19 protein-coding genes are annotated in these 23,543 nt (G+C 55.7%); 4 read left to right on the forward strand and 15 right to left on the reverse strand.

The window, feature by feature from the left end:
• Positions 1–28: 28 nt before the first annotated feature.
• Both LF252_RS16680 and LF252_RS16685 read right to left on the reverse strand, forming a co-directional pair.
• Entirely contained in the window at positions 29–433 is a 405-nt protein-coding gene (locus LF252_RS16680) for a hypothetical protein (RefSeq protein WP_226270718.1), read from the reverse strand.
• A 38-nt stretch (positions 434–471) separates the two neighbouring features.
• On the reverse strand, positions 472–717 hold the full coding sequence (locus LF252_RS16685; protein ID WP_226270719.1) for an AtpZ/AtpI family protein: 246 nt from the start codon (positions 715–717) through the stop codon (positions 472–474).
• Between the two features lie 215 nt (positions 718–932).
• Here LF252_RS16685 and porW point away from each other — a divergent pair, with 215 nt between their 5' ends.
• From porW to uvrC, 3 genes are all read left to right on the forward strand, one after another.
• Positions 933–4,154 carry a type IX secretion system periplasmic lipoprotein PorW/SprE gene (gene porW, locus LF252_RS16690; RefSeq protein WP_226270720.1) on the forward strand — a complete coding sequence of 1,074 codons (3,222 nt, stop codon included), beginning with the start codon at positions 933–935 and terminating at the stop codon, positions 4,152–4,154.
• Positions 4,155–4,274: 120 nt separating this feature from the next.
• Positions 4,275–6,614 carry a transglycosylase domain-containing protein gene (locus LF252_RS16695; protein ID WP_317197868.1) on the forward strand — a complete coding sequence of 780 codons (2,340 nt, stop codon included), beginning with the start codon at positions 4,275–4,277 and terminating at the stop codon, positions 6,612–6,614.
• A 238-nt stretch (positions 6,615–6,852) separates the two neighbouring features.
• Positions 6,853–8,670 carry an excinuclease ABC subunit UvrC gene (gene uvrC, locus LF252_RS16700; RefSeq protein ID WP_226270721.1) on the forward strand — a complete coding sequence of 606 codons (1,818 nt, stop codon included), beginning with the start codon at positions 6,853–6,855 and terminating at the stop codon, positions 8,668–8,670.
• 111 nt (positions 8,671–8,781) lie between these two features.
• Here uvrC and porN read toward each other — a convergent pair whose 3' ends face one another.
• The 10 genes from porN to lipB all read right to left on the reverse strand — a co-directional run bounded on the left by porN (position 8,782) and on the right by lipB (position 19,114).
• Positions 8,782–9,681: a type IX secretion system ring subunit PorN/GldN gene (gene porN, locus LF252_RS16705; RefSeq protein ID WP_226270722.1), complete on the reverse strand. Its 900-nt coding sequence runs from the start codon at positions 9,679–9,681 to the stop codon at positions 8,782–8,784.
• A gap of 48 nt (positions 9,682–9,729) precedes the next feature.
• Complete coding sequence (gene porM / locus LF252_RS16710; RefSeq protein WP_226270723.1) at positions 9,730–11,310, reverse strand: type IX secretion system motor protein PorM/GldM; 1,581 nt, start codon at positions 11,308–11,310, stop codon at positions 9,730–9,732.
• Between the two features lie 60 nt (positions 11,311–11,370).
• Entirely contained in the window at positions 11,371–12,177 is an 807-nt protein-coding gene (porL, locus tag LF252_RS16715; RefSeq protein ID WP_226270724.1) for a type IX secretion system motor protein PorL/GldL, read from the reverse strand.
• Between the two features lie 106 nt (positions 12,178–12,283).
• Positions 12,284–13,303, reverse strand: coding sequence for a T9SS ring complex lipoprotein PorK/GldK (gene porK, locus LF252_RS16720; protein ID WP_226270725.1), 1,020 nt, complete (start codon positions 13,301–13,303; stop codon positions 12,284–12,286).
• 235 nt (positions 13,304–13,538) lie between these two features.
• A complete protein-coding gene (locus LF252_RS16725; protein ID WP_226270726.1) occupies positions 13,539–14,528 on the reverse strand; it encodes a PorP/SprF family type IX secretion system membrane protein in 990 nt (329 codons plus the stop codon).
• A 148-nt stretch (positions 14,529–14,676) separates the two neighbouring features.
• Positions 14,677–15,492, reverse strand: a complete 816-nt coding sequence (locus tag LF252_RS16730; protein WP_226270727.1) for a uroporphyrinogen-III synthase — start codon at positions 15,490–15,492, stop codon at positions 14,677–14,679.
• Between the two features lie 76 nt (positions 15,493–15,568).
• Positions 15,569–16,756, reverse strand: a complete 1,188-nt coding sequence (locus LF252_RS23080) for a DUF4271 domain-containing protein (RefSeq protein ID WP_226270728.1) — start codon at positions 16,754–16,756, stop codon at positions 15,569–15,571.
• Between the two features lie 18 nt (positions 16,757–16,774).
• A complete protein-coding gene (locus LF252_RS16740) occupies positions 16,775–17,842 on the reverse strand; it encodes an MraY family glycosyltransferase (RefSeq protein ID WP_226270729.1) in 1,068 nt (355 codons plus the stop codon).
• 64 nt (positions 17,843–17,906) lie between these two features.
• Positions 17,907–18,323: a hypothetical protein gene (locus tag LF252_RS16745; RefSeq protein WP_226270730.1), complete on the reverse strand. Its 417-nt coding sequence runs from the start codon at positions 18,321–18,323 to the stop codon at positions 17,907–17,909.
• Positions 18,320–19,114, reverse strand: a complete 795-nt coding sequence (gene lipB / locus LF252_RS16750; RefSeq protein ID WP_226270731.1) for a lipoyl(octanoyl) transferase LipB — start codon at positions 19,112–19,114, stop codon at positions 18,320–18,322. Before lipB ends, LF252_RS16745 begins: the two co-directional genes overlap by 4 nt.
• Positions 19,115–19,212: 98 nt before the next feature.
• Here lipB and LF252_RS16755 point away from each other — a divergent pair, with 98 nt between their 5' ends.
• Positions 19,213–19,572, forward strand: a complete 360-nt coding sequence (locus LF252_RS16755; protein ID WP_226270732.1) for a YraN family protein — start codon at positions 19,213–19,215, stop codon at positions 19,570–19,572.
• A 16-nt stretch (positions 19,573–19,588) separates the two neighbouring features.
• On the opposite strand, the gene LF252_RS16760 is transcribed toward LF252_RS16755, so the two are convergent.
• The 3 genes from LF252_RS16760 to LF252_RS16770 all read right to left on the reverse strand — a co-directional run bounded on the left by LF252_RS16760 (position 19,589) and on the right by LF252_RS16770 (position 23,253).
• The gene (locus LF252_RS16760; RefSeq protein WP_226270733.1) at positions 19,589–20,545 is read right to left on the reverse strand and encodes a toxin-antitoxin system YwqK family antitoxin; all 957 of its coding nucleotides are present in this window, start codon (positions 20,543–20,545) and stop codon (positions 19,589–19,591) included.
• Between the two features lie 231 nt (positions 20,546–20,776).
• The gene (gene htpG, locus LF252_RS16765; RefSeq protein ID WP_226270734.1) at positions 20,777–22,609 is read right to left on the reverse strand and encodes a molecular chaperone HtpG; all 1,833 of its coding nucleotides are present in this window, start codon (positions 22,607–22,609) and stop codon (positions 20,777–20,779) included.
• A gap of 176 nt (positions 22,610–22,785) precedes the next feature.
• Positions 22,786–23,253, reverse strand: coding sequence for a hypothetical protein (locus LF252_RS16770; protein WP_226270735.1), 468 nt, complete (start codon positions 23,251–23,253; stop codon positions 22,786–22,788).
• Positions 23,254–23,543 lie beyond the last annotated feature (290 nt).

The raw sequence follows: 23,543 nt of genomic DNA on the forward strand, positions 1-23,543 counted from the left end.
GTTGGGGTGGGGTTCACAAAACCTTCATCTAAGGGTTTTCACCCGGTTTTGAAAACGGGCGCAAGTTACTCAGAACGCTCCACACTTCAAACCCAGCAAAGAGAAAATACAGTAGAAAGAAGCTCCCTAGGAAGGCCCAGCGTGCGTTGCCTTCGTGCCCGCCACCTGTAAAAAGGTACACCAGCACCAGCGTAAGCGACAAAAGCAGCCGTGCAACCATGCTGCCGAAATACGCGACCATAAAATTTTGCGGGTTGCTCTGCACCAGCTTCGCCGTAACCCAATAGGTTAGTAGAGTAAGCAAAAAGAAGAACCCAAATGTGTACGGTGTGAACGGGTGCACAATGCGCGGGCCAAACTGGCTGTATAGGGCATACAGCACAAATCCCAGCAACAGGGAAAAGAGCAGATATGAGCGGACAAAGGCTTTCAAGCAGCTAAAAGTAAGTGGGCCGCAAAACTACCGCTGAATTACTGGTCTTTCGACACAGAGCGGATAACATTATATAAAGCCGCAAACAGACCCAGCAGCATCAGGCTGAGCGTGAACCACGGCGTTTTACTCTGGAAATGCCCATCCAGCCAGTAACCAGCCCAGGTGCTGAGACCAATGGTGGCCAGCATTTGGGCTCCAATGCCGGAATACTTGGCCACGGCCCGCATGCGGTCAGAGTTATTTTCCTTTTGCGGGGGTTGAGGCGTGGGAGAAGCAGGCATGGCCATACGCGGTGGAGTGGGTGTGTGGTGAGATGATAAAATTACGTGATAGGATAGTACGTATAAGCCTGAGTTGGCGCTGCGCGCCGGGTATGAGGGAAACCTGTACTTTTACCTACGCTGCTTCGTTGTGAACCTGAAGGCCGCCGAACGATTTCGGGGCGGCCCCACGTTTTCAGTCCGATACCGTTTTCTGCTCTGAGCTTCCTGCCGTTTTGACGACATCTAACTCTTTATTAGTACGTGGGCTTACTGCCGCCGCTGCCGCTTCTGCTCTGGTGGCAGGTGTGGCCGGGTGCGCCTCCGAGCGACGCTCCGTGGTAGGCCGTACCTACGACAACATAGTGGCCCGCGACAATGCGTATTTCTTGGCCCGCGAGAAGATGCGAGCTACGGAAACCACGCTGAATACAGCCCGCATAAACGATTATAACCGGGTACTACCGCTTTTCCCGACGCTTGATGATGCCACCGTAGCCCGCGTCACGGCCGATATGGAGGATATTATCAAGAAAGCATCCTTGCCAGTGCAGTACCGCCCCGGCTCCGACTGGACGGATGATAGTTATATCCTCATCGGCAAGGCGCGCTACTATAAGCGGGAGTTGGAGGATGCGGCCAAGACATTTAAATACGTAAACACCACCAGCCAGGACCCCAACGCCCGCCACGAGGCCCTGATTTGGCTGATGCGCACCTTCTTGGCTCTTAAAGAGCTGGACAATGCAGCTGCTGTTTCAGACTTGCTGGATAAGGAAACCGGCACGGAGCGCAATGCCCGGGAGCTGTTCCTCACGCGGGCTGAGTATTTCCTGCGGGTGGGTGAACCATCCCGGGCCATTGAGAATCTGGAAAAGGCTATCCCGTACATCGAGCCCAAGAACGAACAGTCCAGGACCCGCTACATCTTGGCCCAGCTGTACCAGGAACAGGGCGAGGATAAGAAAGCCTACGCCCAGCTCAACCAGATTCTGAAAAAGAATCCGCCCTACGAGCTGGATTTTTACAGCAAGCTGATGCTCGGCCAAGTATCGGACCTGAACCAGAACGACCGGGCGCGGCTGGATAAGTATTTCGCCAAGCTGCTGAAGGACACGAAAAACAAGGAGTACCGGGATAAAATCTACTACGAGATGGCGCGGCTGGAATACCGGCAGCAGCGCTACCCCGAGGCCCTGGCCTTGTTGCAGAAGTCGGCCCGCACGCCAACTACCAACCGGGCCCAGAAGTCCTACACCTACTTGCTGGGCGGCCGCATCTACTACGAAAACCTGCAGAAATACCGGCTGGCCGCGGCTTACTACGACAGCACGGTGCAGAACATGCCGCGCGAAGCTCCCAACTACGAGGCGACGGCCGAGCGGGCTACCATTCTCAAGGACTTCGCAAAGCAGCTTACCACCATCGAAACGCAGGATAGCCTGCAAGCTCTGGCCCGGCTTGATTCGGCCACCCTACGCACCCGACTGACTGGTTACGCTCAAGCCGAGTTGGACCGGCAGCGCAAAGAAGCCGACGCCCTTGCGGCCCAGCAGGCTCGGCAGAGCCAAAACGGAACCGGATTTGCGCAAACTGCCACCGGCCTGAGCACCAGCCGCGACCTGCAACCCAACATTAGTGCCGATGACTTCCTGGCCGGCAATACTGGGGCCAAGTGGTACTTCGATAACCCCACGGCCCTGAGCACGGCCCGTAACGACTTTATTAAGCGCTGGGGCGACCGGCCGCTGCAGGACAACTGGCGGACCGTAAACCAAGCCAGCAACTCGCCCGTGACAGCGCGGGGTGGTAATGTACCGGTAAGCATTGCCGGCAACAGCAACACGGTAGTAAACGGCACAACTCAGCCCAACGTGGCCGTTGACCCGGCCGTGCAACTGCGCGACCTAGTGGGCCGTTACCGGCAATCGATTCCGCTGACGCCCGCGCTGCTGCAACAATCGGACGCGCTAACGGAAGAGGCACTGTACGCGCTGGGCGGCATCTACAACCAGCAACTAAAAGAGCCTGCCCGGGCGGCTGAGACGTATGAGCAGCTGCTCACCCGCTACCCCAAAGGCCAACACACGCCCGAAACGCTCTACATCCTGTACCTGCTGTACAAGGAACAGAATGACATGGGCAAAGCGGAAGGATACGCCACTCGCTTGCGGGAGGCTTACCCCAATACCTCGTACGCCCGGTTGGTGGCCGACCCGGAATACCTGCGCCGTACTTCCTTGGCAAATGCCCAGGTAGCCATATTGGTTGATTCGGCATTTACCTTCTACAAAAAGCAGGAATTCAAGAAATCGGCAGCCGTGTTGGCGCGGGCCCGAAAGGAGTACCCGCAGAACGACCTGAACGATAAGGTTGATTATTTAAACACGCTGCTGGCTATCCGTACGCAGCCCCCACTCACGGCCAAAGCAGCCGTGGAGAAGTTTTACAAAGACTATCCAACCAGCCCCTTGGCCGGTCAGGCTACGGCTTTGATGGATACGTACAAAAAGTACGAAGCTGGTCAGGTGACCGGCGCACTGGTTTCGACGGATAAGCCCCCAGTATCAGTATTTAAGCCAGGCGAAGTAGAAAACAGGATGCGCATTTTCTACCAGGAAAATGAGTCGCCGCTGGTGCCCCTGGCCCGCCCCGTTACTCCGGCCGCCACCGCCACCGCACCGGTAACCACAGCCACCGTTACCTCGAATCCGGATACCAGCCCATTGCCCACGGCCGCTCAGCCAGCCGCTGGCTCGGCCTCGCAGAGTGCAGCTACGATACCACCTACCACAACTTCTGCCCCGGAGCCGACCTCCACTGCGCCTGCTCCGGCCCCACCCACTGCGGAGGAAGCGGCAAAAGCTGCCCGAATGGCCGCAGCCCAGGCACGGGCGCGGGGTAAAAAGCCCGTAGCCGCGGCCAAGCCTAAAGAAGCTCCGGCCTCTGCAGTACCTGCGCCTACTACGCCGGCTGCTGTTCCAACTGTTCCCGCTCCAGCTTCTACAGCTACTCCAGCGGCAACCAGTCCCAGCGCAACCACTCCGGTACCAGCCGTAACGCCTTCTCCTGCGCCACCTGCGCCAGCTTCGCCTTTCAAAGCCGATATGGCCGCGTCTCACGCAGTGGTGCTGGTGTTTGCTAAAGATGCGCCTGCGTTGAAAGAGTTACCAGCACAGCTGGGGGCGTACAATACGCGCTATTATAAATCGAGCAGCTTGCTAGTACGCCAGCAGCCGCTGGGCGCCGCGCAGGAGATGATAGTAGTGGAAGCCCTGCCCGGCTCTAAACTGGCCCAGAGTTACGCCCTCAAGCTGCGGGGTCCTCAGTCGCCGGTGAGTAAGCTGCGGGGCGCGGGTTACCAAACCGTGGTAATCAGTATTGATAACCTGCCGGTATTGCTCCAGACGCAGAACCTGGAGGAGTATCAGCGCTTCTATCAGCAGACCTACCGTTAACTTTGAAGCCAGAAGGCGGAGAGCAACTATAAAAGCCCACGGTTTTTGCGTAGGCCCACTGCCCGTTCAACGGCAGCATCTCTCCAACTTATTGACTTTTACTCTTTCCTTTCTTTCTCAATGGCTTATCCTGCCAAAAGCAAAACCGCATCCCGAAAATCAACTTTTCCCGGCCGGTTTACCAGCTGGGCCCGTGGCTTCTGGGTGCTGTTTGGAATGGGCGTGGCGGGCCTGGTGCTGTACGTGCTGGCGGTCAGCGTCAACTTCCTGAACCTGTTTGGGCGTATGCCCAACCTCAAAACGCTGGAAAACCCGCGTAGCGAGCTGGCCTCTGAAGTATACTCCGCCGACAACGTATTGATGGGCAAATACTTTCGGGAGAACCGCACGCCCGCTGAGTACGAGGACCTGCCCCAGCACTTGGTAGATGCCCTAATTGCCACCGAGGACGCCCGTTTTGAAGAACATTCCGGCATCGACCCCAAGGCCACCGGCCGGGTGGCGGCGGGCCTGCTCACGGGCGGCAGCGGCGGTGGAGGCTCCACGCTCACGCAGCAGCTGGCTAAGGTGCTGTTTCGCACCCGCGAAGACCTGAACGACGGTGTACTGAATGACGTGCCCGGCGTACGGATGCTCATCACCAAAACCAAAGAGTGGATTCTGGCTACCCGCCTGGAGCGCAGCTACACCAAGCGCGAAATCCTGCGCATGTACCTGAACACGAACGACTACGGCTCGAATGCTTTTGGTATCAATACGGCGGCCAAAACCTTCTTCAGCAAGAAGCCCCGGGAGCTGACGCGGCCCGAAGCTGCCACGCTGGTGGGCGTGCTAAACGCCCCCACGCGCTTCAGTCCCAAGTTCAACCCCCAGCGCTCCAAAGTGCGCCGCAACTGGGTGCTGCGCCAGATGAACAAGTACGGCTACATCACACCCGAGCAATTGCGCGCCGATACGCTCCAGCCAATTGCGCTGCGCTATAACGTGGAAAACCAGAACGAAGGCATTGCGCCCTACTTCCGGGTTGAGGTAAGCAAGATGCTGAAGCAGTGGGCCAAGGAAACCGACCACGACCTGTACGCCGACGGCCTGAAAATCTACACCACCATCGACTCGCGCATGCAAAAGTATGCCGAGGCAGCCGTGGCCGAGCACATGAAGCTGCAGCAGAAGTGGTTTGACCAGCAGTGGAAGGGCCAGCAACCCTGGCGCGACGAAAACGGCCGCGTTATTCCGAATTTCCTAAGCACTTCCATTCAGCGCACCGAGCGGTATAAGTCGCTCACCAACCGCTACGAGGGCAACAAGGACTCCATCAAGTACTACCTCAACAAGAAGTACAAGATGAAGGTGTTCACCTGGAACGGGGGCGAGAAGGAAGTGCTGATGTCACCGATGGACTCGCTGGCCTACTACAAACGCCTGTTGCACTCGGGCTTCATGGCCATGAACCCGCTGAACGGGCAGGTGAAGGCCTGGGTAGGCGGCATCAACTTTAAATACATCAAGTACGACCACGTGAAGCAGGGCAAGCGGCAGCCAGGCTCCACGTTTAAGCCCTTCGTGTACGTGGCCGCCATCGACCAAGGCTACTCGCCCTGCTACCAGCGTCCCGACGTACCTACTACCTTTCCGGCCGAGCGGGGCCGGCCGGCCTACACGCCCAAGAACTTTGAGGGCAGCTACTCGGGCCGCACCTTCACGCTGCGTCAGGCCCTGGCCCGCTCGATGAACTCCATTACGGCCTGGCTGGTACAGAAACTGGGACCCGAAACGGTGGTCAGCTACGCCAAGCGCCTGGGCATCACCTCCCCTATTGAAGCAGTGCCGGCCGTGGGCTTCGGCTCCTCCGACGTGAGCATCTACGAACTCACCGGCGCCTACAGCACCTTCGTGAACAAGGGCATCTGGACGGCTCCCATGATGGTAACGCGCATTGAGGACAAGAACGGCAACGTGCTCCGCGAGTTTGTGCCCCAGACGCGGGAAGCCCTGAGCGAGGAAACCGCCTACCTGATGACCTACATGCTGCGCGGTGCCACCGAGGAGAAAGGCGGTACCAGCATCATCCTGAAGGGTGGCTTCAAATTCAACAACGAAATCGGGGCCAAAACCGGCACCACCTCCAACTACTCCGATGGCTGGTTTATGGGTCTCACGCCCGACCTAGTGTGTGGTATGTGGGTGGGCGGTGAAGACCGGAGTATCCACTTCCGCACCGGTGCCTACGGCCAGGGCTCCCGCCTGGCGCTGCCGCTCTACGGCATCTTCATGCAGAAAGTGTATAAGGATAAGAGCATCGACATCAACACCGGCCCCTTCCCCAAGCCCACACAGCCCCTGAGCATTGAAATCGACTGCTCCCGCTACTACGGCGGCACCGGCCAGCGCGACACCATCCCGTACGAGCAGAAGTTGAACCAGGTAGAGCTGGAAGACCTCAACGAGGAGGATATCTAACCCCGGCTGAGGGAAGGTGACTGCCGCGCACATAACGCTGGTTTTTCGCCCAATTACCCGATTTTTACGGAAGGTGGCCGGGACGTCCTGGCCACCTTTTTTGTTATAGTCGTGATACTGCATCGGCTGGCTGAACCCTCGCCCCGAGCCGTTGCGTACTTCTGTTGAACCCACCAGATGCGGCTTTGCCCGGCAGAACGAATCTGCGGCATCCCAACCATCTGCAATCTGTGATTTTATGGCCGCCCGCCCCGAACTGCAAGACCAAATTCGTCAGCTCCCGCACCGCCCCGGCGTGTACAAGTATTTCGGCGACGAGGATACCATCATTTACGTGGGCAAAGCCATCGACCTGCGCAAGCGGGTGAGCAGCTACTTCACCAAGCAGGACCACAACAAGAAAACCCAGCAGCTGGTCAAGAACATCCGCCGCATCGAATTCACCATCGTCGATTCGGAGTCGGATGCCTTTCTGCTGGAAAACAACCTCATCAAGCAGCACCAGCCCAAGTACAACATCCTGCTCAAAGACGGTAAAACCTACCCCTACCTGCTGCTCACCAACGAGCGGTTTCCGCGCCTCATCCCAACCCGCAACAAGATTCCGGGCCAGGGCCGCTATTATGGGCCCTACGCCAACGTAACGGGCATGAATCTGCTGGTTGAGCTGATTCGGGCGCTGTATCCGTTGCGTACCTGCACCTACAATCTCTCGCCCCAGAACATTGAGGCCGGCAAGTTTAAAGTGTGCCTTGAGTACCACCTCGGTAATTGTAAAGGCCCCTGCGAGGGCCACCAAGACGAGGAAACCTACAACCAATACATCCAGCAGATTCGCCAGATTCTGAACGGCGACCTGCGCCTGCCCAAGCAATACTTCCGCGAGCGGATGATGCAGGCCGCCCAAGAGCAGCAGTACGAGCTGGCCCACCAACTCAAACTGAAGCTGGACAAGCTCGACGAGTTTCAGGCCAAGAGCACTATCGTCAATGCCAACCTCACCAACATTGATGTGTTTGCCATTGCCTCCAACGAAAAATCGGCCTTTATCAGCTACCTCAAGGTGATGAACGGCAGCATCATTCTCACGCAGTCGGTGGAGTTGCAGAAGAAGCTGGACGAGCCCGACGACGAGGTGCTGGCCCCGCTGATTATGCAGATGCGGCAGGAGTTTGAGAGTGAGAGCAAGGAAATTCTGACCAACGTACCGGTCGATAACCTGCCGCTGCCGGGCGTTACCATCACCCAGCCCCAGATTGGCGACAAGCGCAAGCTTCTGGAGCTGGCCCTGAAAAACGTGCTGTACCTGCGTAAGGAGAAGGAAAGCATGAACGACCGGAGCAAAGACCTGAACGAGGTGCGCATCATGGAAACCATGAAAAAGGATTTGCGCCTCACGGAGCTGCCCAAGCACATCGAGTGCTTCGACAACTCCAACTTCCAGGGCGACAATCCGGTGGCCGCCATGGTGTGCTTCCGCAACGCCAAGCCCAGCAAAAAGGACTACCGCCACTTCCACATCAAAACGGTGGTAGGTCCCAACGACTTCGACTCGATGTACGAAATCGTCACGCGCCGCTACCGCCGCCTGCTTGATGAAGGCGCCAGCCTGCCGCAACTGGTGATTGTGGACGGGGGGAAGGGCCAACTGGGCATGGGCGTGAAAGCCCTGAAAGACCTTGGCCTGTGGGGCCAGATTCCCATCATCGGTATTGCCAAGCGCCTCGAAGAAATCTACGTGCCCAACGACCCACTGCCACTCTACATCGACAAGAAAAGTGAAACGCTGCGCCTCATCCAGCGCATGCGCGACGAGGCCCACCGCTTCGGCATCACTTTCCACCGCTCCCGCCGCGACGCTGCCACCCTCAAAACCGAGCTAACCGACGTCAAAGGCCTCGGTCCCGTAACCGCCGACAAGCTGCTGACCAAATTCAAGTCCGTCAAGAAAATCAAAGAGCTGACCGAACAGGAGCTAACTATTGAAGTAGGCAAAGCCAAGGCCCGCATTTTACTTGATTATTTTAGCCAACAGGAAGAAACCCCACAGTCGTAACAATTATGCTCGCGCTAAACGCAAAAAAGCCCCAGCCAATTAGCTGGGGCTTTTTTGTATCCTGAATTACGCGAATTAGTTAAATCAGCGAAATCTAACGAGTTCCTGTTGTTAGAACGACCACAGATTATACTCGTATTCAATCAGGTCGGCAGCGGCTTGCTGCGAGGCCAGAATACCTTGCTGCTGCCCACCGTAGATTTCATCCAAGCGCGAGTCGCTGGGGTTCGACACCTTCACGATGTAGGAGTTGAACAGCCACAGTTCAAATGCATCCGCCAGGTTCTTGTGCTGGGCATCATTCTGGGGGTTAAACCAGATTGCCTTATCCGGGTTGGCCCGGAATACGCGCACCAAGTCACTGTATTTGAACGTACCAATGGGTTTTTCAATACCCGAAGTGTTAGCGCTTAGCGTGGAAGGCACCAGCAGGGTCAGAGACTTGATATCGTGATACATTCTCGACCGCTTCTTGTCGAAAATCATATCCTCCTTCAGTTCCATCTGGTAGATGTCTTTAGGACGGTACTCATAGCTTGGCGGAGCAGCCGGCCGTGCAGGAGCAGCAGCCTGACGGTTGTTGCGGCCATTACGGTTATTGCTGCGAGGAGCAGGAGCGCCCCACCCGTCACCAGTATCTTCTGAAAACCCAGCAGCACGCTCCTCATCACTTAGGCCAGCACTAGCTTCAGCATACGACATGTTGCCGATTACTTCTTTTGAAGAGAAAGTAGACGTTAACGAGTCGTTTTTGTAAGCCTGCAGCTCACCACGCTTCACAGCGTCAATGATTACGCGGCTGATTTCCTTGCCTTCCGCAAACATCGGCTTGTTCTGCTTTTCGCGCAGGTCGATTGCACGCCAGATGGTTTTCCGGAACATAATGTCCGAATTTGGAATCGGGCGGTACGAGCCATTGCTGCTCGCGGTGGTAGCTTGTTCCTGAGCCGATGCTGCCACCGACAGCGTCAGGCCGGCCGTCAGAGCGGCGAAGGAGAGGAATTTGTTCATACCTGGGTAATCAAAAAAGCGCGAGGGATAGTTCAGAACCAGTAACGCTTACAGCAGCGGAATATTGAACTGCTTCGAAACGTTTACGTCCTCGATGTTGCCCTGAAAGTTCTGACGCTGCACACCTTTTACTTCAATGTACAGACGGTCGCCTTCACGGGCGGTGTTTACTACGCTGGTCAGGTCAACATTGGGGCCATTTACGCTGATGGGCGGCATAGCCGGGCGCTTACCGCGTACCAGCGTTACCTGGTAGCTAGATACCCGGAAACGAGCGTCATCCGGCAGGAAGGTAGCAAAACCAGCATCCGGTACAGCTTTCAGGTTCATATTGCGAACAGCCGTAATCGGGGTACCCTGTTTCTCGTTGGCGGGACGGCCACCTACCCAGCACTGAATTTCAGGCTTAGGAATAGGACGCACCTGAAAGGTTTGCGAGCCAATGGGGTTGCCACCGCTGCTCACGTTCAGCGTTACTTCCCGCGAGTTCGGCACCAGCGTTACTTCACCTTTAGCTGAGCCTTTGATGGTAGAAGCCCCCGAAGCCGAGAAGCTGGGGTCGTACTGAGCACCCAGAGCAGGTACCTGTACGCTCAGCTTGTTGCCGCACTTGAAGTACAGAGCCTGTACCGAAGCCGACTGAATCTGCATTACCGGCTTGGTGATGGTGTACTCTACCTTCTTGGTGAAAGTAGTGTCACGACCATTCTGCTTGAAGCGAATAGTACCAGTCCAAGAACCCTTAGCGTTGCCAGCTTGGTCGAAATTACCAGGACGAGCAGTAAATTCCACCAGACCATGACCATCCGGATTAACGCGCAGGGGCGAGCCGTTCAGCGTCATCGTTGGGTTCAGGCCCGAGGCTGAAGCCGTCAGGAACAGCTCTGCTTTGTACTTAGTGCCAGCAGCTACCGTGTTCGACTCGGCGCTAGCAAAAGCTCCGATTTTATCAAATACGATTACGTTGCCACCTACTTTAGCAGACAGCGCGTTCAGCGCATCCGACTCGTATTTCAGCACTTCAGCTTCTTTCTGCGATAGCACAGCCAGAGCCGCTACTACCGGAGTATTTTCAAAGTTCAGCTGAGCGAAGTTTTTGTTCTTCTGCTCTTTCTCGGTCACCATTGGGTCTTCTTTGGCATCTAGTGCCAGAGGACCAGCGTTGGGCACAAATTGCTTGATATAGGTCGAGTACTTATTCAACTCGCCTTTCATCTTGTACCCTTCACCGTTCTGCGAAGCACCGAGCATGAGTTCCGCCACTTTGTCTTCGGCGCTCATGTTCTTGAACTCGTTTTTGCCTTTGTTCTCTGTCTTCTCCATCAATTGCTGACGAACACCTGACAGATAGGCAATTACTTTCTGAGTTTCAGTACGTACTTCCTCGCTTTGCTTGAGCACTGCCAGGTCACGAGCTTGGTTGCGGTTTTTCTCAACCTGGGCCTTGATACCTTTTACAGTACCGTCATTCGCTTTCGACACTTTGCCGTTGATAGCGGCCAAGCTGTCGTCGAGGAACTTGAATTTCAGCAGAATTGCTGAGTTTACTTGCAGGGCGAGAAGTGCGGTGAGTACGAGGTACATCATCCCGATCATCTTCTGCCGCGGAGTCTCTTTACCTCCCGCCATCGTGTCTACCTATGCTATACTAGTGGAACTTTATCTGAAACGATATGATGTGCGGCTACCTTAGTTGGTAGCGCGCATAGCGTTCAGCATGTTACCGTACACGCGGTTCAGCGAGCTGAGATTGGTGGTCAGGCTGGTTACTTCCTGCTTGAACTGGTCGGTTTCTTTACCAGCTTCAGTCAGGTTTTCCATGGCTTGGGCCAGAGTGCCATAAAACTTATTCATCGACTTCAGGTGCGTGTTGGCATCCTGCAACTCCATTTCGTACACTGCGTTCAGCGCACCCAAGTTCTTGGTCACGTTTTGCACCTGTACATGATACTCACGAGCATCGTTAGTAGCATCGGCCATAGCCGTCATAGCCTGAGCCGTGGTCGAGTAAGCTTCGTTAATGCGCTCCAGCGACTGAGCAGCCGTGCGAACTTTCGAGGTGTACTCGTCAGTAGCGCTGGTAGCGTCGCCAAGGGTGGAGAGCTGCTGGGTAGTAGTGCTTAGGCGGTTCAGGCCTTGGCCCAGCGAAGCAATAGCCTCAGGGGTTACGTTAGCATCTTTCAGCATATCGTCCAGCTTGCGCGTCAGGCCCGTGCCGGTGCCCTGCTCCACGAAACGGTTGCTGTTGGTGGAAGGATCATAGCCTTCGCTCAGTTCGGGGTATACCAACGACCAGTCTACCTCTTTCGGGTTCGGCTGGAATGCACTTAGCAGGAAGATCAGCGCTTCGGTGCCCAGACCCACGATCAGCATTTCGCTGGCACCTTCCCAGTGCTGAATTTTGAACAATGCCCCTACAATTACTACTGCTGCGCCGATGCCGTACACTTTAGGCATCAATACATCGTACAGAAAACTACCGCCTTTAGCTGCCATGTGATTGTGGTGTTGAAAAAAGAAGTTTGTTGTGGTAATGTGTTGTTAAGAAAACACGGGAGGGTTGTATGGGTGTGCTTTCAGTAGAAGCCGGGCAAAGCGGCTATTAGTTCAGGCTCTGGTTGGTGCCCATGCCAATCTGAATCATGGCCGTGCGGAAACCAATATAGGAGCGGGCCGAATCCTGGTATTCGAAGTTGCGGGTACCTGTTTCAAGGAAGTACGCAATGTCTTTCCACGAACCACCACGCACTACTTTGCGGGGCTCATTGTCGTCGGGGTTGGTGGGGTTCATATCCCATACCACCGGTACCGAAGCCTCCATGTACGCATCGTCGCACCACTCCGACACGTTACCCGACATATCGTACAGGCCGAAGTCGTTGGGGAAGAAGGCACCTACCGGCGAAGTGTACGCGTAGCCATCCGAAGCATAGTCGCCACGGCCAGGCTTGAAGTTAGCCAGCATGCAGCCTTTGGAATTGCGCAGGTATGGGCCACCCCAGGGGTAGGTAGCCAGGTCACGACCACCACGGGCAGCGTATTCCCACTCAGCCTCGGAAGGCAGGCGGAAGTTTGGCGTAGGCGCCAAGCCGGCTTCGGCATTGGCGGCATTTTTGTTTTTGGTGCGCCAGTTGCAGAAATACTTAGCTGCAAACCAGTCTACCCCTACTACCGGATAATCGTCGAAAGCGGGGTGCGTGTAGTAATACTCCATCAGCGGGTCACCCATGTGGTAGGTGAAGTCACGCACCCACACCGTAGTGTCAGGATAGAGTTCCGTCATTACATATTCTTCGCCCAGCACGTCAATTGAGTCCTGCCGGATGGCGTTCATGAACTGCCGGTATTCGTTGTTGGTAATTTCGGTCTCATCCATGTAAAAGCCGGCAATAGTTACCTGCTTGTTCATGTTCACCATCGAAGCCGAAATGTCTTGGTCGGTCTGGCCCATATGGAACGTTCCACCGGGGCAGGGCACCATGCCGTAAGGCACTTCCTGAGGATTGAACTCCGGACGATCCTCCGCCCCAACCAGGTCGCCTTGCGGTCCTTTACCGAAACCACAGCCCCCCAGGATAAGCGTCGAAAGAGCGACGAGAGGCAATACGAGAAACTTGTTCATGAGAGAAAGAAAAAGACGGTCGAGGCGGCGATATCCAAAGATTACAATTTTTCGAGCTGGCAAAGCTAACGAATCGTGCGTTCGTACGCAAGCCTATCGCTCAATGCATTCCATTTGTCTGCGAACGAGCCTTTTGGCCGGTTAAACTATGGGCAGCAATGAGTTAAAGAATTTCTGCGGCGAGGGCAGGACAACGGGTTTGACGTATTGGTTCCTTTTGGCGAAAGCCTCTTTTCTAGAAGCTGTAGCGGGGTGTACGGATAGCTGGCCGGACAGCCAGCCCGGGTTTAGGCAGGCGGTAAGAGAGCATAATTTCCAACGAACTAGTGGCCCGCGCAGCTTGGTTAAATGCAATAAAGTCGTAGGCCAATCCCACGCGCATTGCATTGTCCTTAGCAAAGCTTACACCGCCCAGCGCCGTAAGAGATTCGCCGGACCGGTACCCTAATCCTCCCCAAAACCGATCTTCAAACGTAGCTCTTACACCTGCTTCATAGGAGTTGTTTTTGAGAGAGAATTTATTGTTATCACCCAGTTGGCCGGGGAAAACCATTTTCACCAAAACTGTAGGGGTAACGACAACGGACGGAGAAGCTTCGATATTATATCCGGCCGTCAGGTATGCGTGATTTTCGGCGGTGAATTGCGCCGTACGCTCGTTCACCTTTTCCGTCGCAAACTTATAGCTGGACCGCAGCAGGTTGTTCACGCTCAGACCAGCGTAGAGCTTGCTCGATTCGTACCACACGCCAGCACCAGCGTCGAACTTATTATCGGACCCCTCAAATGGCACCCGTGGGTCATCGTCATCCAAGGGCCGGTACTTACCCTGGTACACGTTGCTGAATGAGCCTTGCACCCCAATGCCTAACAAACCTTCACCCACCTTCAGGTGCTTGGAATACGACAACTCCGTGTGTGTAATAGACAGCTGAGCAATCTTGTCCCGGTACACGCTAATACCCAAGCCCCCACCCAAAGCAGCTACGGGCAGGTTGGCAGTTAACACCGCAGTTTTAGGAGACCCCCCTTCATCAAAAGAGCCGGTATAGCCAATATATTGTTGTCGGCCGAGCAGTACAATATCGCCTTGTCCCTTGATGCCAGCGTAGGCCGGGTTCAGAAACATCCCATTGAAGCCATAGTGGCTAAACTGGGGTTGCTGCTGTGCCAGGGCCGGAACGATGCAGGAAGAGAAAAAAAGGATAGATAGTATTCTCTTCATATAGGGGCCGTTTTAGGGCTGATTACGCAGGAAGGAGAAAAAGGTGGCGTGCAGCAGACTCAGGCAAGATAGCCACCTGTATTCAAGATAACGAAAAGACAAGAGGAAACAGAAATCTGTTTCCTCTTGTCCCGACTAAATATATTTATTACTTGCTTTTTTTCTCCTTAGCCAGCTCAGCACCATGGTGGTGACGAATGTAGGCCTCGATGGCCCCAGTCATAGAAGGTGCGTTCGGTTGCGGGGCTTCAATGTCGAGCTCTAAGCCAGCGTCGCGAACAGCTTTAGCAGTAGTAGGACCGAAGGCGGCAATGCGGGTACCGTTCTGCTCAAAATCCGGGAAGTTGATGAACAGCGAGCTGATACCAGACGGGCTGAAGAAGGCAATACAGTCGTATTTCACATCCGACAAATCCGACAGGTCGCTGGCTACAGTACGGTAGATAACGGCTTCCGTAAACTTGAAGCCGTTGGCCCGCATGAACTCCGGAATATCGTCCTTCCGAATATCCGAGCACGGGTACAAGAATTTCTCGCCTTTGTGCTTCTTGATTACTTCGAACAGATCAACAGCGGTGCGCTGGCCCACAAACAGCTTGCGCTTGCGCAGCACAATGTACTTCTGCAGGTAGTTGGCGGTTTGCTCCGAAATGCAGAAGTACTTCATTTCGGCCGGCATTTCGATTTTGGCTTCCTGGCAAATGCGGAAGAAATGGTCGACGGCGTTGCGGCTGGTGAAGATGACGGCCGTGTGCTCCAGAATGTTGACTTTCTCCTTCCGGAAATCCTTGTAGGATACCGGCTGCACCTCAATAAACTCCCGAAAGTCTACCTTGATACCGTACTTCTCCGCAATAGAGAAATAGGGCGATACGTCGTTGGTGGGTTTAGGCTGGGTGACCAGGATGCTGGAGATACGCTTGGCGTGACGGCCCGTCCCCGGTTGGTCTTTGCTCTCGGCCATAGGTAAGGAAAAGGGGGTAAATCTAAGGCAATAAGGGGGCGTTGCAGGGGCTGTTGGCAGGCGCCGACAGTAGATGTTAGTACGTGAAAACGATCAGCTTAAGCAGAATGATCAACGGAATTACTTCCGTGGCGCAAAGGTATGAAAACAAATGCAGATTTAGCAGGGATGTCTTGCGGTTCAGCGTCCGCCCGACCCGCAGCACAGTGCCAATCAATAGCAAGGAAACCACCCCGTTGGATACCCACAGCACCGTTTCGGGCAGGCGCTGGTTGAGGCCCAGATACAGCAACATTACCACGGGTAAGAACAGCCCCATGAATAGGATGGTGCGGATGAACTCGCGGTACTGAAGCGTCACTAGCTCTGTTACGTCGAAGATGTACCCCATCAACTCTAAGAACAGGTATTTACCCAGTACGAAGCCAGCCACCAGTACCGTGTAGAGCAACACGCGCACGACAATAGCGGATTCGGCGACGTCGAATAGCTGGCGCAGGATAACAATGCTTTGAATATTGGTATGAATGGCGACTAACAGTAGCGCAAATGACAGCGAGAATAATAGCACCAGCACCAGATTCAGCCACGTAAGCGTAGGCTTGATCAGGAAATCCTGCTCGGTAGAAGGCTTGCTCCACAATCCATCCAGTTGATAGATACGCACGAAACCAGGCTGATACGTAGCCCGCAGGGCCCCATAGCACAGCCCAATCAGGAGCAGGAAACCGACAAACACATTCTGCCCTTGGTGTCCCCTGGGCCGGGGTTGTGCACCAATAAGCAACGGGTTGCGTGTACCGGATTGAGGAGCTTCTACAACCGGGGCGGCATTGGCGAAGGATGCCAGATTAGGCACTGCATCGGGCTGCCACACGCATAACAAGTGTGAGCCGGCCTGACTACCCGCAGGCAGTAGGGACGCCAAATCGACGGTGTACGACGCCGGCAAATTAGCACTAAATACCAGCCGATTGTCAAGAAACAAGCTCAGCTTCTCGCGAGCTGTAAAGTTTATGCGCAGGGGCTTGCCGGGCCGAATAGACAACCATTGATAATAGGCGTGCGCTGGCGTATGGTAATCGGGAAGGTACAGAATGAGCCGGTTACGGGGCTCATCGAAGATCAGCCAATCGGCGGTAAGGCCAGACTTGGGGGCTGGGGGCAATGGCCGGTACTCGGCCGCGCGGGCGGGTGGCCGGAGCCCAGCACCCAGGACCAGCAGCCAGATGGCCCACACCCAAAAACGCCAACCCGTGCGCACCGTTGCGGTAGTTAGGGCCTACGAAGCCACCCGTTGACGCTCCGCCCGGCTGTGGTACACACCAAGGAAAACGCTCAGTAGCAACGAAAATGCGACCAGCGTAACAATGAGCAGTGTATTGCCCAGGTAGGCAAAGTTGATGACGAACAGAATCACTAGGATGTTGAGCAGGCCCAGCAGCAGCACAGTACCAATTTGCTGAAAGCCCATGGCCAGAATCCGGTGATGGATGTGGTTTTTATCGGGGGAGAAAGGCGAGCGGCCCGCCATCATCCGCACGATGAATACCCGTAGCGTATCAAACAGCGGCACAAACAGCACCCCAACTGCTACTGAGGGAGCCGACGAGCCAAACGGCTGCCCCACTTTCAAACCCATTTCAATGAACTGAATAGTGAGGATGGACACGATAAAGCCACACACCAACGAGCCGGTGTCGCCCATGAAGATGGTGGCTTTGTGGAAGTTGTAACGCAAAAAACCCAGCAGTCCCCCGATTACGCAGACAGCTACAAACACATAGTTCTGAAAATCCTCGCCCCCGTAGCGGAAGAAATAGTAGCCAAACGTGCTGCAGATGATGAGCACAATGCTGCCAGCCAGCCCATCAAGCCCATCAATCAGGTTGATAGCGTTGGTGATGCCCACAATGGCAAAGAAGGTGAATGCGTAGCTGATGCCGATGGGCAGCTCGTTGATACCGAGAATACCCTGGAAGCTAGTTATGCGCACGTCGGCCATAATCATGACTACGCCAGTAGCCAGCAGCTGACCCACGAATTTTTTGGCCACGGAAATGCTTACCAAGTCATCCTTCAGGCCCACAAAGAATAGCACGATGCAACCGGCCAACAGCTCCTGCACCCCATTTTTGAGCGGGGCAAAAATGGTGAGAGCCGACATAAACCCGGCAAACACGGCTACCCCGCCTAACCGCGGCGTCAGGGACTCGTGCACGGTACGCGCGTTGGGCGTATCGAGCATGTTTTTCAGGTGAGCCACGTAAATGATGGACGGCACGGCAAACAAGGCCACCAGAAACGCCCACAAAAAGGACAAGCCCAGCTGAATTTCGAGTTTACTCATTGTGGTTCGGCAGGTTGAAATCGGGCCCGGGCAGCGGTGCGGCGACAGGCGTGTAAAGATACGATTAGCTATGAAGTACGCCGGCCTGATTCAGCAGGGCAATGGGCGTGAGGTTTTCGGCCACAATGGAATCGGGCACGAAAATGAACTTCTTGTCGAAGATCTGCCCGCCCACGTAGTAGCTCACCCAATACTGGTTGTTTAGGTGGAACAGAGCCGGGTCGATGGGCTCGATGGCGGCGGCGGCGCGCGGGGGCATTTCGGGCAGCACGTGCCGGAGCGTGGAGGTGCGAATTGCTTCGCCCTCGGGGCTGGTACCGTAACCGTTGGAACTCACAATGACGTTTTCGAGCGCATAATCATTGTGGTTGAGCAAGTACACCTGCCAGCCCGGCTGCCCGTCACTTACGGCCACGTTACCATCCGGCACAATGGCTACTGAAACACCTTCTACGGGGTCAAACGTAATGTCTTTCTTCATACGAAATTAGCGCCAAACAGCTGAGCCAGATGGGGTAGCAGCCGCTCCTGCACCTCGGCTACCGGCACGGGGTGGCCCAGCTCGGCCTGCAGGGACGTTACGGCCTTATCGGTGATGCCACAAGGCACGATGTGGCCGAAGTACGAGAGGTCGGTATTCACGTTGAGGGCGAAGCCGTGCATGGTTACCCAGCGGCTGCACTTCACGCCCATAGCGCAAATTTTGCGCGGATTAGCCGCTCCTTCCTCAAAATCAATCCATACGCCGGTAAGGCCGGCAATGCGTCCGGCTCGCACCCCATAATCGGCCAGGGCAAGAATTATGGCTTCTTCCAACAGCCGCAGGTAGCGGTGGATGTCGGTGAAGAAATTATCGAGGTCGAGGATGGGGTAGCCCACCAGCTGGCTGGGGCCGTGGTAGGTAATGTCGCCGCCTCGGTTGATGCGGTGGAAGGTGGCACCGTGCGCGGCCAGCTGAGCTTCATCCAGTAGCAGATGCTCCGGCTTACCGCTTTTGCCCAGCGTATACACGTGCGGATGCTCGCACAATAGCAAATGGTTGGGCGTGGGCTCGGCGGGCTGGTTGGCAGCAGCGGCGTCCCGGTTGCGGGTCTTCACGGCCAGGGTTTCCGCCAGCAACTGCTCCTGCAACTCCCAAGTGGGCTGGTACGGCACCAACCCCAGCCGTTGCACTTGTACTTGCCGGTTCTGGCCCGCCGTGGCGGGCGCGGCGGCAGGTTCAGCACCGGCCCTAACCGGCTCAGGGCTCACACAGGCGGAATACATGTTCATATCACTACACTTGGCAAGGCGTTGCCGCACAGAAACACGCAAAGGTACTAGATTTAGCCCCAACGACCTGAACTCCTTACCTGGCACCACTCCGCCCGATGCCCCTACCCGCCCACCAGCTTGGCCAGGCCGGCGAAGAAGCCGCCCTGGCGCATCTGCTCAGCCAGGGCTATGAACTGGTGCACCGCAACTACCGGTTTCGCCGCGCCGAGGTAGACTTGATTGTGCGGCGCGGGGCGGAACTACTGGTATTCGTGGAGGTAAAAACCCGATCCTCTGCCCAGTTTGGCCACCCCGAGGAGTTCGTAACGGAGCGGAAACGGCAGCTATTCCGGCTGGCAGCTGAGCAGCTACAGGAGGAGTTAAACTGGAACGGCGACATCCGGTTCGACATTCTGGCCCTCTCTCCTACTGCTACTGGCCTGCGGCTGGAGCATTTTGAGGACGCTTTTTGGTAGGCAGTACGCCAGACGACTAACGGCGGCTGCCGGGGCGGGCCGTATCGGGCTTGTCCCGGTTATCCAACTTGTCCTTTTCGTAGATGAGTACGCCGTTGCGGTTGTATTCCTTCACCAGCACTGGTTCCGTTATTTCTGGGTCGTAGCCCGATTCGCCGTATTGATACTCGTAGCGCAGGCGGTTACGAGTGTTGCGGAAGCCCCAGTACCGTTCCCAGTTGCCCACCCGCTTGCCGTTTTCAAACTGGCCCGACCATTCCAGCTGGCCGTTTTCATTGTAGCGCACGTAGTCGCCTTCCAGCTTGCCATTGTAATACGGCACTATCTCCTTCACCTGCTTCTGGGCCGCATCGTAATACGTCACATTGGCGTCGCGGGGGAAACCCATTTCGTAGTGGGTTTTGGCAACCAGCGTATTATTCCGGTCATACTTTTCCCAGCGCAGGTGGCGCGTACCCACCGCATAGTATCCGGTTTCAACCACTTTGCCGCCTTGTAGCATTTTATAAGGCCCGTGCAACACCTTATCGGTGCTGGGGTCAAGCTCGGCGTTGGCTTTGAAAATTTTTCGTTTGCGCGGGTTGAAATAGTACCGGGCCGGGGCGTAGGGATTGGGCTGCTGGAAAGTGCGCAGGTAGTAGAAAATCTCTATCCGCTGGTTTTTTCCTTTGGGCCCCGATTTTACATAGCCCTTCTTGATACGCTCACCCAGGAAGATACTTTTCTTTTTTTTGGGCTTACGCTGCGCCGCTTTTTCCTTCTCCTTGGCGGCCCTCTCCTGCTCTTTAGTCATGCTCACCCGCTTCGCTACCAGCGAAGGCGCGCTGGCTGTATCAGCCGAGGTAGTCAGCGTATCCGCACTGGTTGAGGCCAGTACCTCATCGGGGCGGCTGTTGAAGGAAACGGTTTTGTGCGAGCAAGCCGTAGCCAGCCATAGCCCCGGCAACAGAAAAAACAAACGCAACGGACGCATCAAAGTATCGGACAGGATTCGGAGCACCAAACGTAAATATAGAGGGTTTTGGTGCCCGACTTTCCGACGCGGTTTAGTACACGAAGTACTGACAAGACCAAGCACGCTGTTGATGCTTTCGCGCGTACGATTCACCGTTTTATCTCCAATGCGTTATTCCATAACACAAAGTTCCGGCCACCGTCGCAGCCGGAACTTTATACCATTTAAAACTCTACAGACTTTCTAAGACTACTCAGCAGCCAGAAGATCCGCGCTACGCTTCACAAAGGCCGTCAGCGCTTCGCCCTTCAACATTCCTTGGGTTAGCAGTGCTAGGTCGAAGGCTTGCCGGGCCAGCTTGCCGCCGGCTTCATCACCAGCCTGCAGCACACGCTGGGCCACCGGGTGGTTGGCATTCACGCTTACCGTGTAGCTGTCGGGCAAGGAGCCGAACATCTGCATACCGCCGCCACCACCGGCCCGCTGCATGTCCTTCATGCGGCGCATAAATTCGGGCAGGGTGATGATAACCGGCGCATCCTGGGGCGAGAGGGCCTCCACCTGCACGTGCATGTGCTCGTTGCTGATGGCCTGCTTAAACACCTCGGTGAGTTTGGTTTTGTCGTCCTCACTCAGCACGCTTTCGGTAGTATCATCCTTTTCGATGAGCTTGCTGAGCGTATCGGCGTCCACGCGCTTGAAGGTGGTTTTCTCCAGCTTTTGCTCCAACTGCCCGATGAAGTGGGCATCGAGCGGACCATTAAGCTCCAGCACGTCGTAGCCCCGGTCTTGGGCAGCCTGCACAAAGCCGTGCTGCGCCTCGGCGTCGGTGGTATACAGCACTACCGTTTGGCCGTTTTTGTCCTGCTGGTTGGCCTGCACGAACTCCTGGTACTCCTTCAGGGTGAAGAATTTGCCGGCTACGTTCTGCACCAAAGCAAAGTCCTTGGCCTTCTCGTAAAACTTCTCATCCGACAGCATGCCGTACTTCACGAATAGGCCGATATCCGACCATTTCTGCTCGTAGCCGGCGCGGTCCTTCCGGAACAGCTCGGCCAGCCTATCGGCCACCTTTTTGGTGATGTACTGATTGATTTTGCGCACGGCAGCGTCGGCCTGCAGGAAACTGCGCGACACGTTTAGCGGAATGTCGGGCGAGTCGATAACGCCGTGCAGCAGCATCAGGAATTCCGGCACCACGTCCTTCACCTCGTCGGTAATGAACACCTGACGCGAATACAGTTGGATTTTGTTGCGCTGGAACTGCAGTTCGTCTTTCACCTTGGGGAAGTACAGAATACCCGTGAGGTTGAAGGGGTAGTCCACATTCAAGTGAATCCAGAACAGCGGTGGCTCCGAGAAGGGGTATAGCTCCTGATAGAACCTGGTGTAGTCTTCGTCGGTCAGCTCAGAGGGTTGCTTGGTCCAGATGGGCTGGGTTTGGTTGATAACCTCGCCTTCAAACTCAATGGGGATGGGCAGAAACTTGCAGTACTTGGTGAGGATGCCCTTCAGGCGTTGCGGCTCCAAGAACTCGTCGGAATCCTCGGCCACGTGCAGTACCACGTCGGTACCCCGGTCGGCCTTTTCGGTAGTTTCTAGGCTGAACTCGGTGCTGCCGTCGCACACCCAGTGGGCGGCTTCGGTGCCTTCTTTGTAGCTCTTCGAGAAGATTTCTACCTCTTTGGCCACCATGAAAGCCGAGTAGAACCCCAGGCCAAACTGCCCGATAATCTGGTCTTTGGCGGCGGTATCCTTCTCCTTGTACTTCTCCACAAACTCGGTGGCCCCGGAGAAGGCAATCTGGTTGATGTACTTCTTGATTTCCTCAGCCGTCATGCCCAGGCCCCGGTCGGAGATGGTGATGGTGCGGGCTTCTTTGTCCACGCTCACCGTCACTTTCAACTCGCCCAGCTCACCTTTAAACTCTCCCAGCTGACCCAGGCTTTTCAGCTTCTGCGAGGCATCCACGGCGTTGCTTACCAGCTCCCGCAAGAAAATCTCGTGGTCAGAGTACAGGAATTTCTTGATGATGGGGAAGATATTCTCCGTGTGAATGGAGATGCTACCTTTCTCTTGCATAACGAATCAGGAAGGAAGTGAATGAAACCAACTACAGGCACCCTGCCAGCTTCCGCCAGGAGGGCGCGTGGCAGACCGTTTTCAAACCCTGTTCCAACCTTTGCTCAGCTGTCAGTTTGACAGCCGCGCGTTGATTATTCCGGCGCCTTTGCCGCCAGCTTTACAGGCAGCGGCCATTATTTAGCCCAGTGCAATGCCGGGGGCCGCACGGCGCGCTGCCATTCCTGCTCCACCTGCTCGGCGGCTTGTTCATCGGCTCCGGTAAGCCAATCAAGGGCCGAAACCACATCGGAGAAAAACTGTACCTCGGCCTGTGCCAAGCGGCGACCATCGGCCAGTATACTTTCCACTACCAGTTGGTTGTGCAGATTGGTAGGTAGCACCAGCGCCACGGTGCGCACCGGCAGCTCGGCAAAGCCCGGCAACCACGTTTCGCTCAGCCACGCCTGCTCATCAGAGCCCACAATGGGCACGTGCGACACATCGGCCAGCCAGCGCGTCACGCGCAACTGCTGGGACTGCACCAGCAGCCGGTTAAACGCTAGCTGAAAAGCCGTATCGGTTAGTGGCCCTTGCCAGTCCCAGCGCAGGAGACGCAACGACGGTGCCCACTGCGTGAGCAAAGAATTGAACGTGCGAACCATATCCCTCGCTCCAACCCGTTGGTTTGTGGTTGAGCACGCTCAAAATTACTTGCCGCAGGAGGCTACCTTGGGGCTAATTCGTTCACCAAGCCCGGTTTCTCGCCCAACTCCATGGTTTACCGGTTTGGTAATCAGGCAGCAGCCTTAGTCGCTTCAGCCAACTGGCTTTCAGACGCATAGGTTGCTGACAGGGTCCGTACTACAGATAGTTTACGGCGGCGGTAGCCAAAGCGAGCCGGCCGGTAGCTGAATGATGGTTGAGCACTGCCGCTCATACAAACAGCTGCTCC

It is taken from the genome of Hymenobacter pini (assembly GCF_020421205.1).
Classification (GTDB): Bacteria; Bacteroidota; Bacteroidia; order Cytophagales; family Hymenobacteraceae; genus Hymenobacter; species Hymenobacter pini.

What these genes read in the sequence shown, in the direction of transcription:
- LF252_RS16740 (WP_226270729.1), bottom strand. Translation starts at nt 17,842, where the DNA reads ATGAGTAAACTCGAAATTCAGCTGGGCTTGTCCTTTTTGTGGGCGTTT.
- LF252_RS16685 (WP_226270719.1), bottom strand. Translation starts at nt 717, where the DNA reads ATGCCTGCTTCTCCCACGCCTCAACCCCCGCAAAAGGAAAATAACTCT.
- uvrC (WP_226270721.1), top strand. Translation starts at nt 6,853, where the DNA reads ATGGCCGCCCGCCCCGAACTGCAAGACCAAATTCGTCAGCTCCCGCAC.
- porM (WP_226270723.1), bottom strand. Translation starts at nt 11,310, where the DNA reads ATGGCGGGAGGTAAAGAGACTCCGCGGCAGAAGATGATCGGGATGATG.
- LF252_RS16745 (WP_226270730.1), bottom strand. Translation starts at nt 18,323, where the DNA reads ATGAAGAAAGACATTACGTTTGACCCCGTAGAAGGTGTTTCAGTAGCC.
- porK (WP_226270725.1), bottom strand. Translation starts at nt 13,303, where the DNA reads ATGAACAAGTTTCTCGTATTGCCTCTCGTCGCTCTTTCGACGCTTATC.
- htpG (WP_226270734.1), bottom strand. Translation starts at nt 22,609, where the DNA reads ATGCAAGAGAAAGGTAGCATCTCCATTCACACGGAGAATATCTTCCCC.
- LF252_RS16755 (WP_226270732.1), top strand. Translation starts at nt 19,213, where the DNA reads ATGCCCCTACCCGCCCACCAGCTTGGCCAGGCCGGCGAAGAAGCCGCC.
- porL (WP_226270724.1), bottom strand. Translation starts at nt 12,177, where the DNA reads ATGGCAGCTAAAGGCGGTAGTTTTCTGTACGATGTATTGATGCCTAAA.
- LF252_RS16770 (WP_226270735.1), bottom strand. Translation starts at nt 23,253, where the DNA reads ATGGTTCGCACGTTCAATTCTTTGCTCACGCAGTGGGCACCGTCGTTG.
- LF252_RS16695 (WP_317197868.1), top strand. Translation starts at nt 4,275, where the DNA reads ATGGCTTATCCTGCCAAAAGCAAAACCGCATCCCGAAAATCAACTTTT.
- LF252_RS16725 (WP_226270726.1), bottom strand. Translation starts at nt 14,528, where the DNA reads ATGAAGAGAATACTATCTATCCTTTTTTTCTCTTCCTGCATCGTTCCG.
- porN (WP_226270722.1), bottom strand. Translation starts at nt 9,681, where the DNA reads ATGAACAAATTCCTCTCCTTCGCCGCTCTGACGGCCGGCCTGACGCTG.
- lipB (WP_226270731.1), bottom strand. Translation starts at nt 19,114, where the DNA reads ATGAACATGTATTCCGCCTGTGTGAGCCCTGAGCCGGTTAGGGCCGGT.
- LF252_RS16760 (WP_226270733.1), bottom strand. Translation starts at nt 20,545, where the DNA reads ATGCGTCCGTTGCGTTTGTTTTTTCTGTTGCCGGGGCTATGGCTGGCT.
- LF252_RS16730 (WP_226270727.1), bottom strand. Translation starts at nt 15,492, where the DNA reads ATGGCCGAGAGCAAAGACCAACCGGGGACGGGCCGTCACGCCAAGCGT.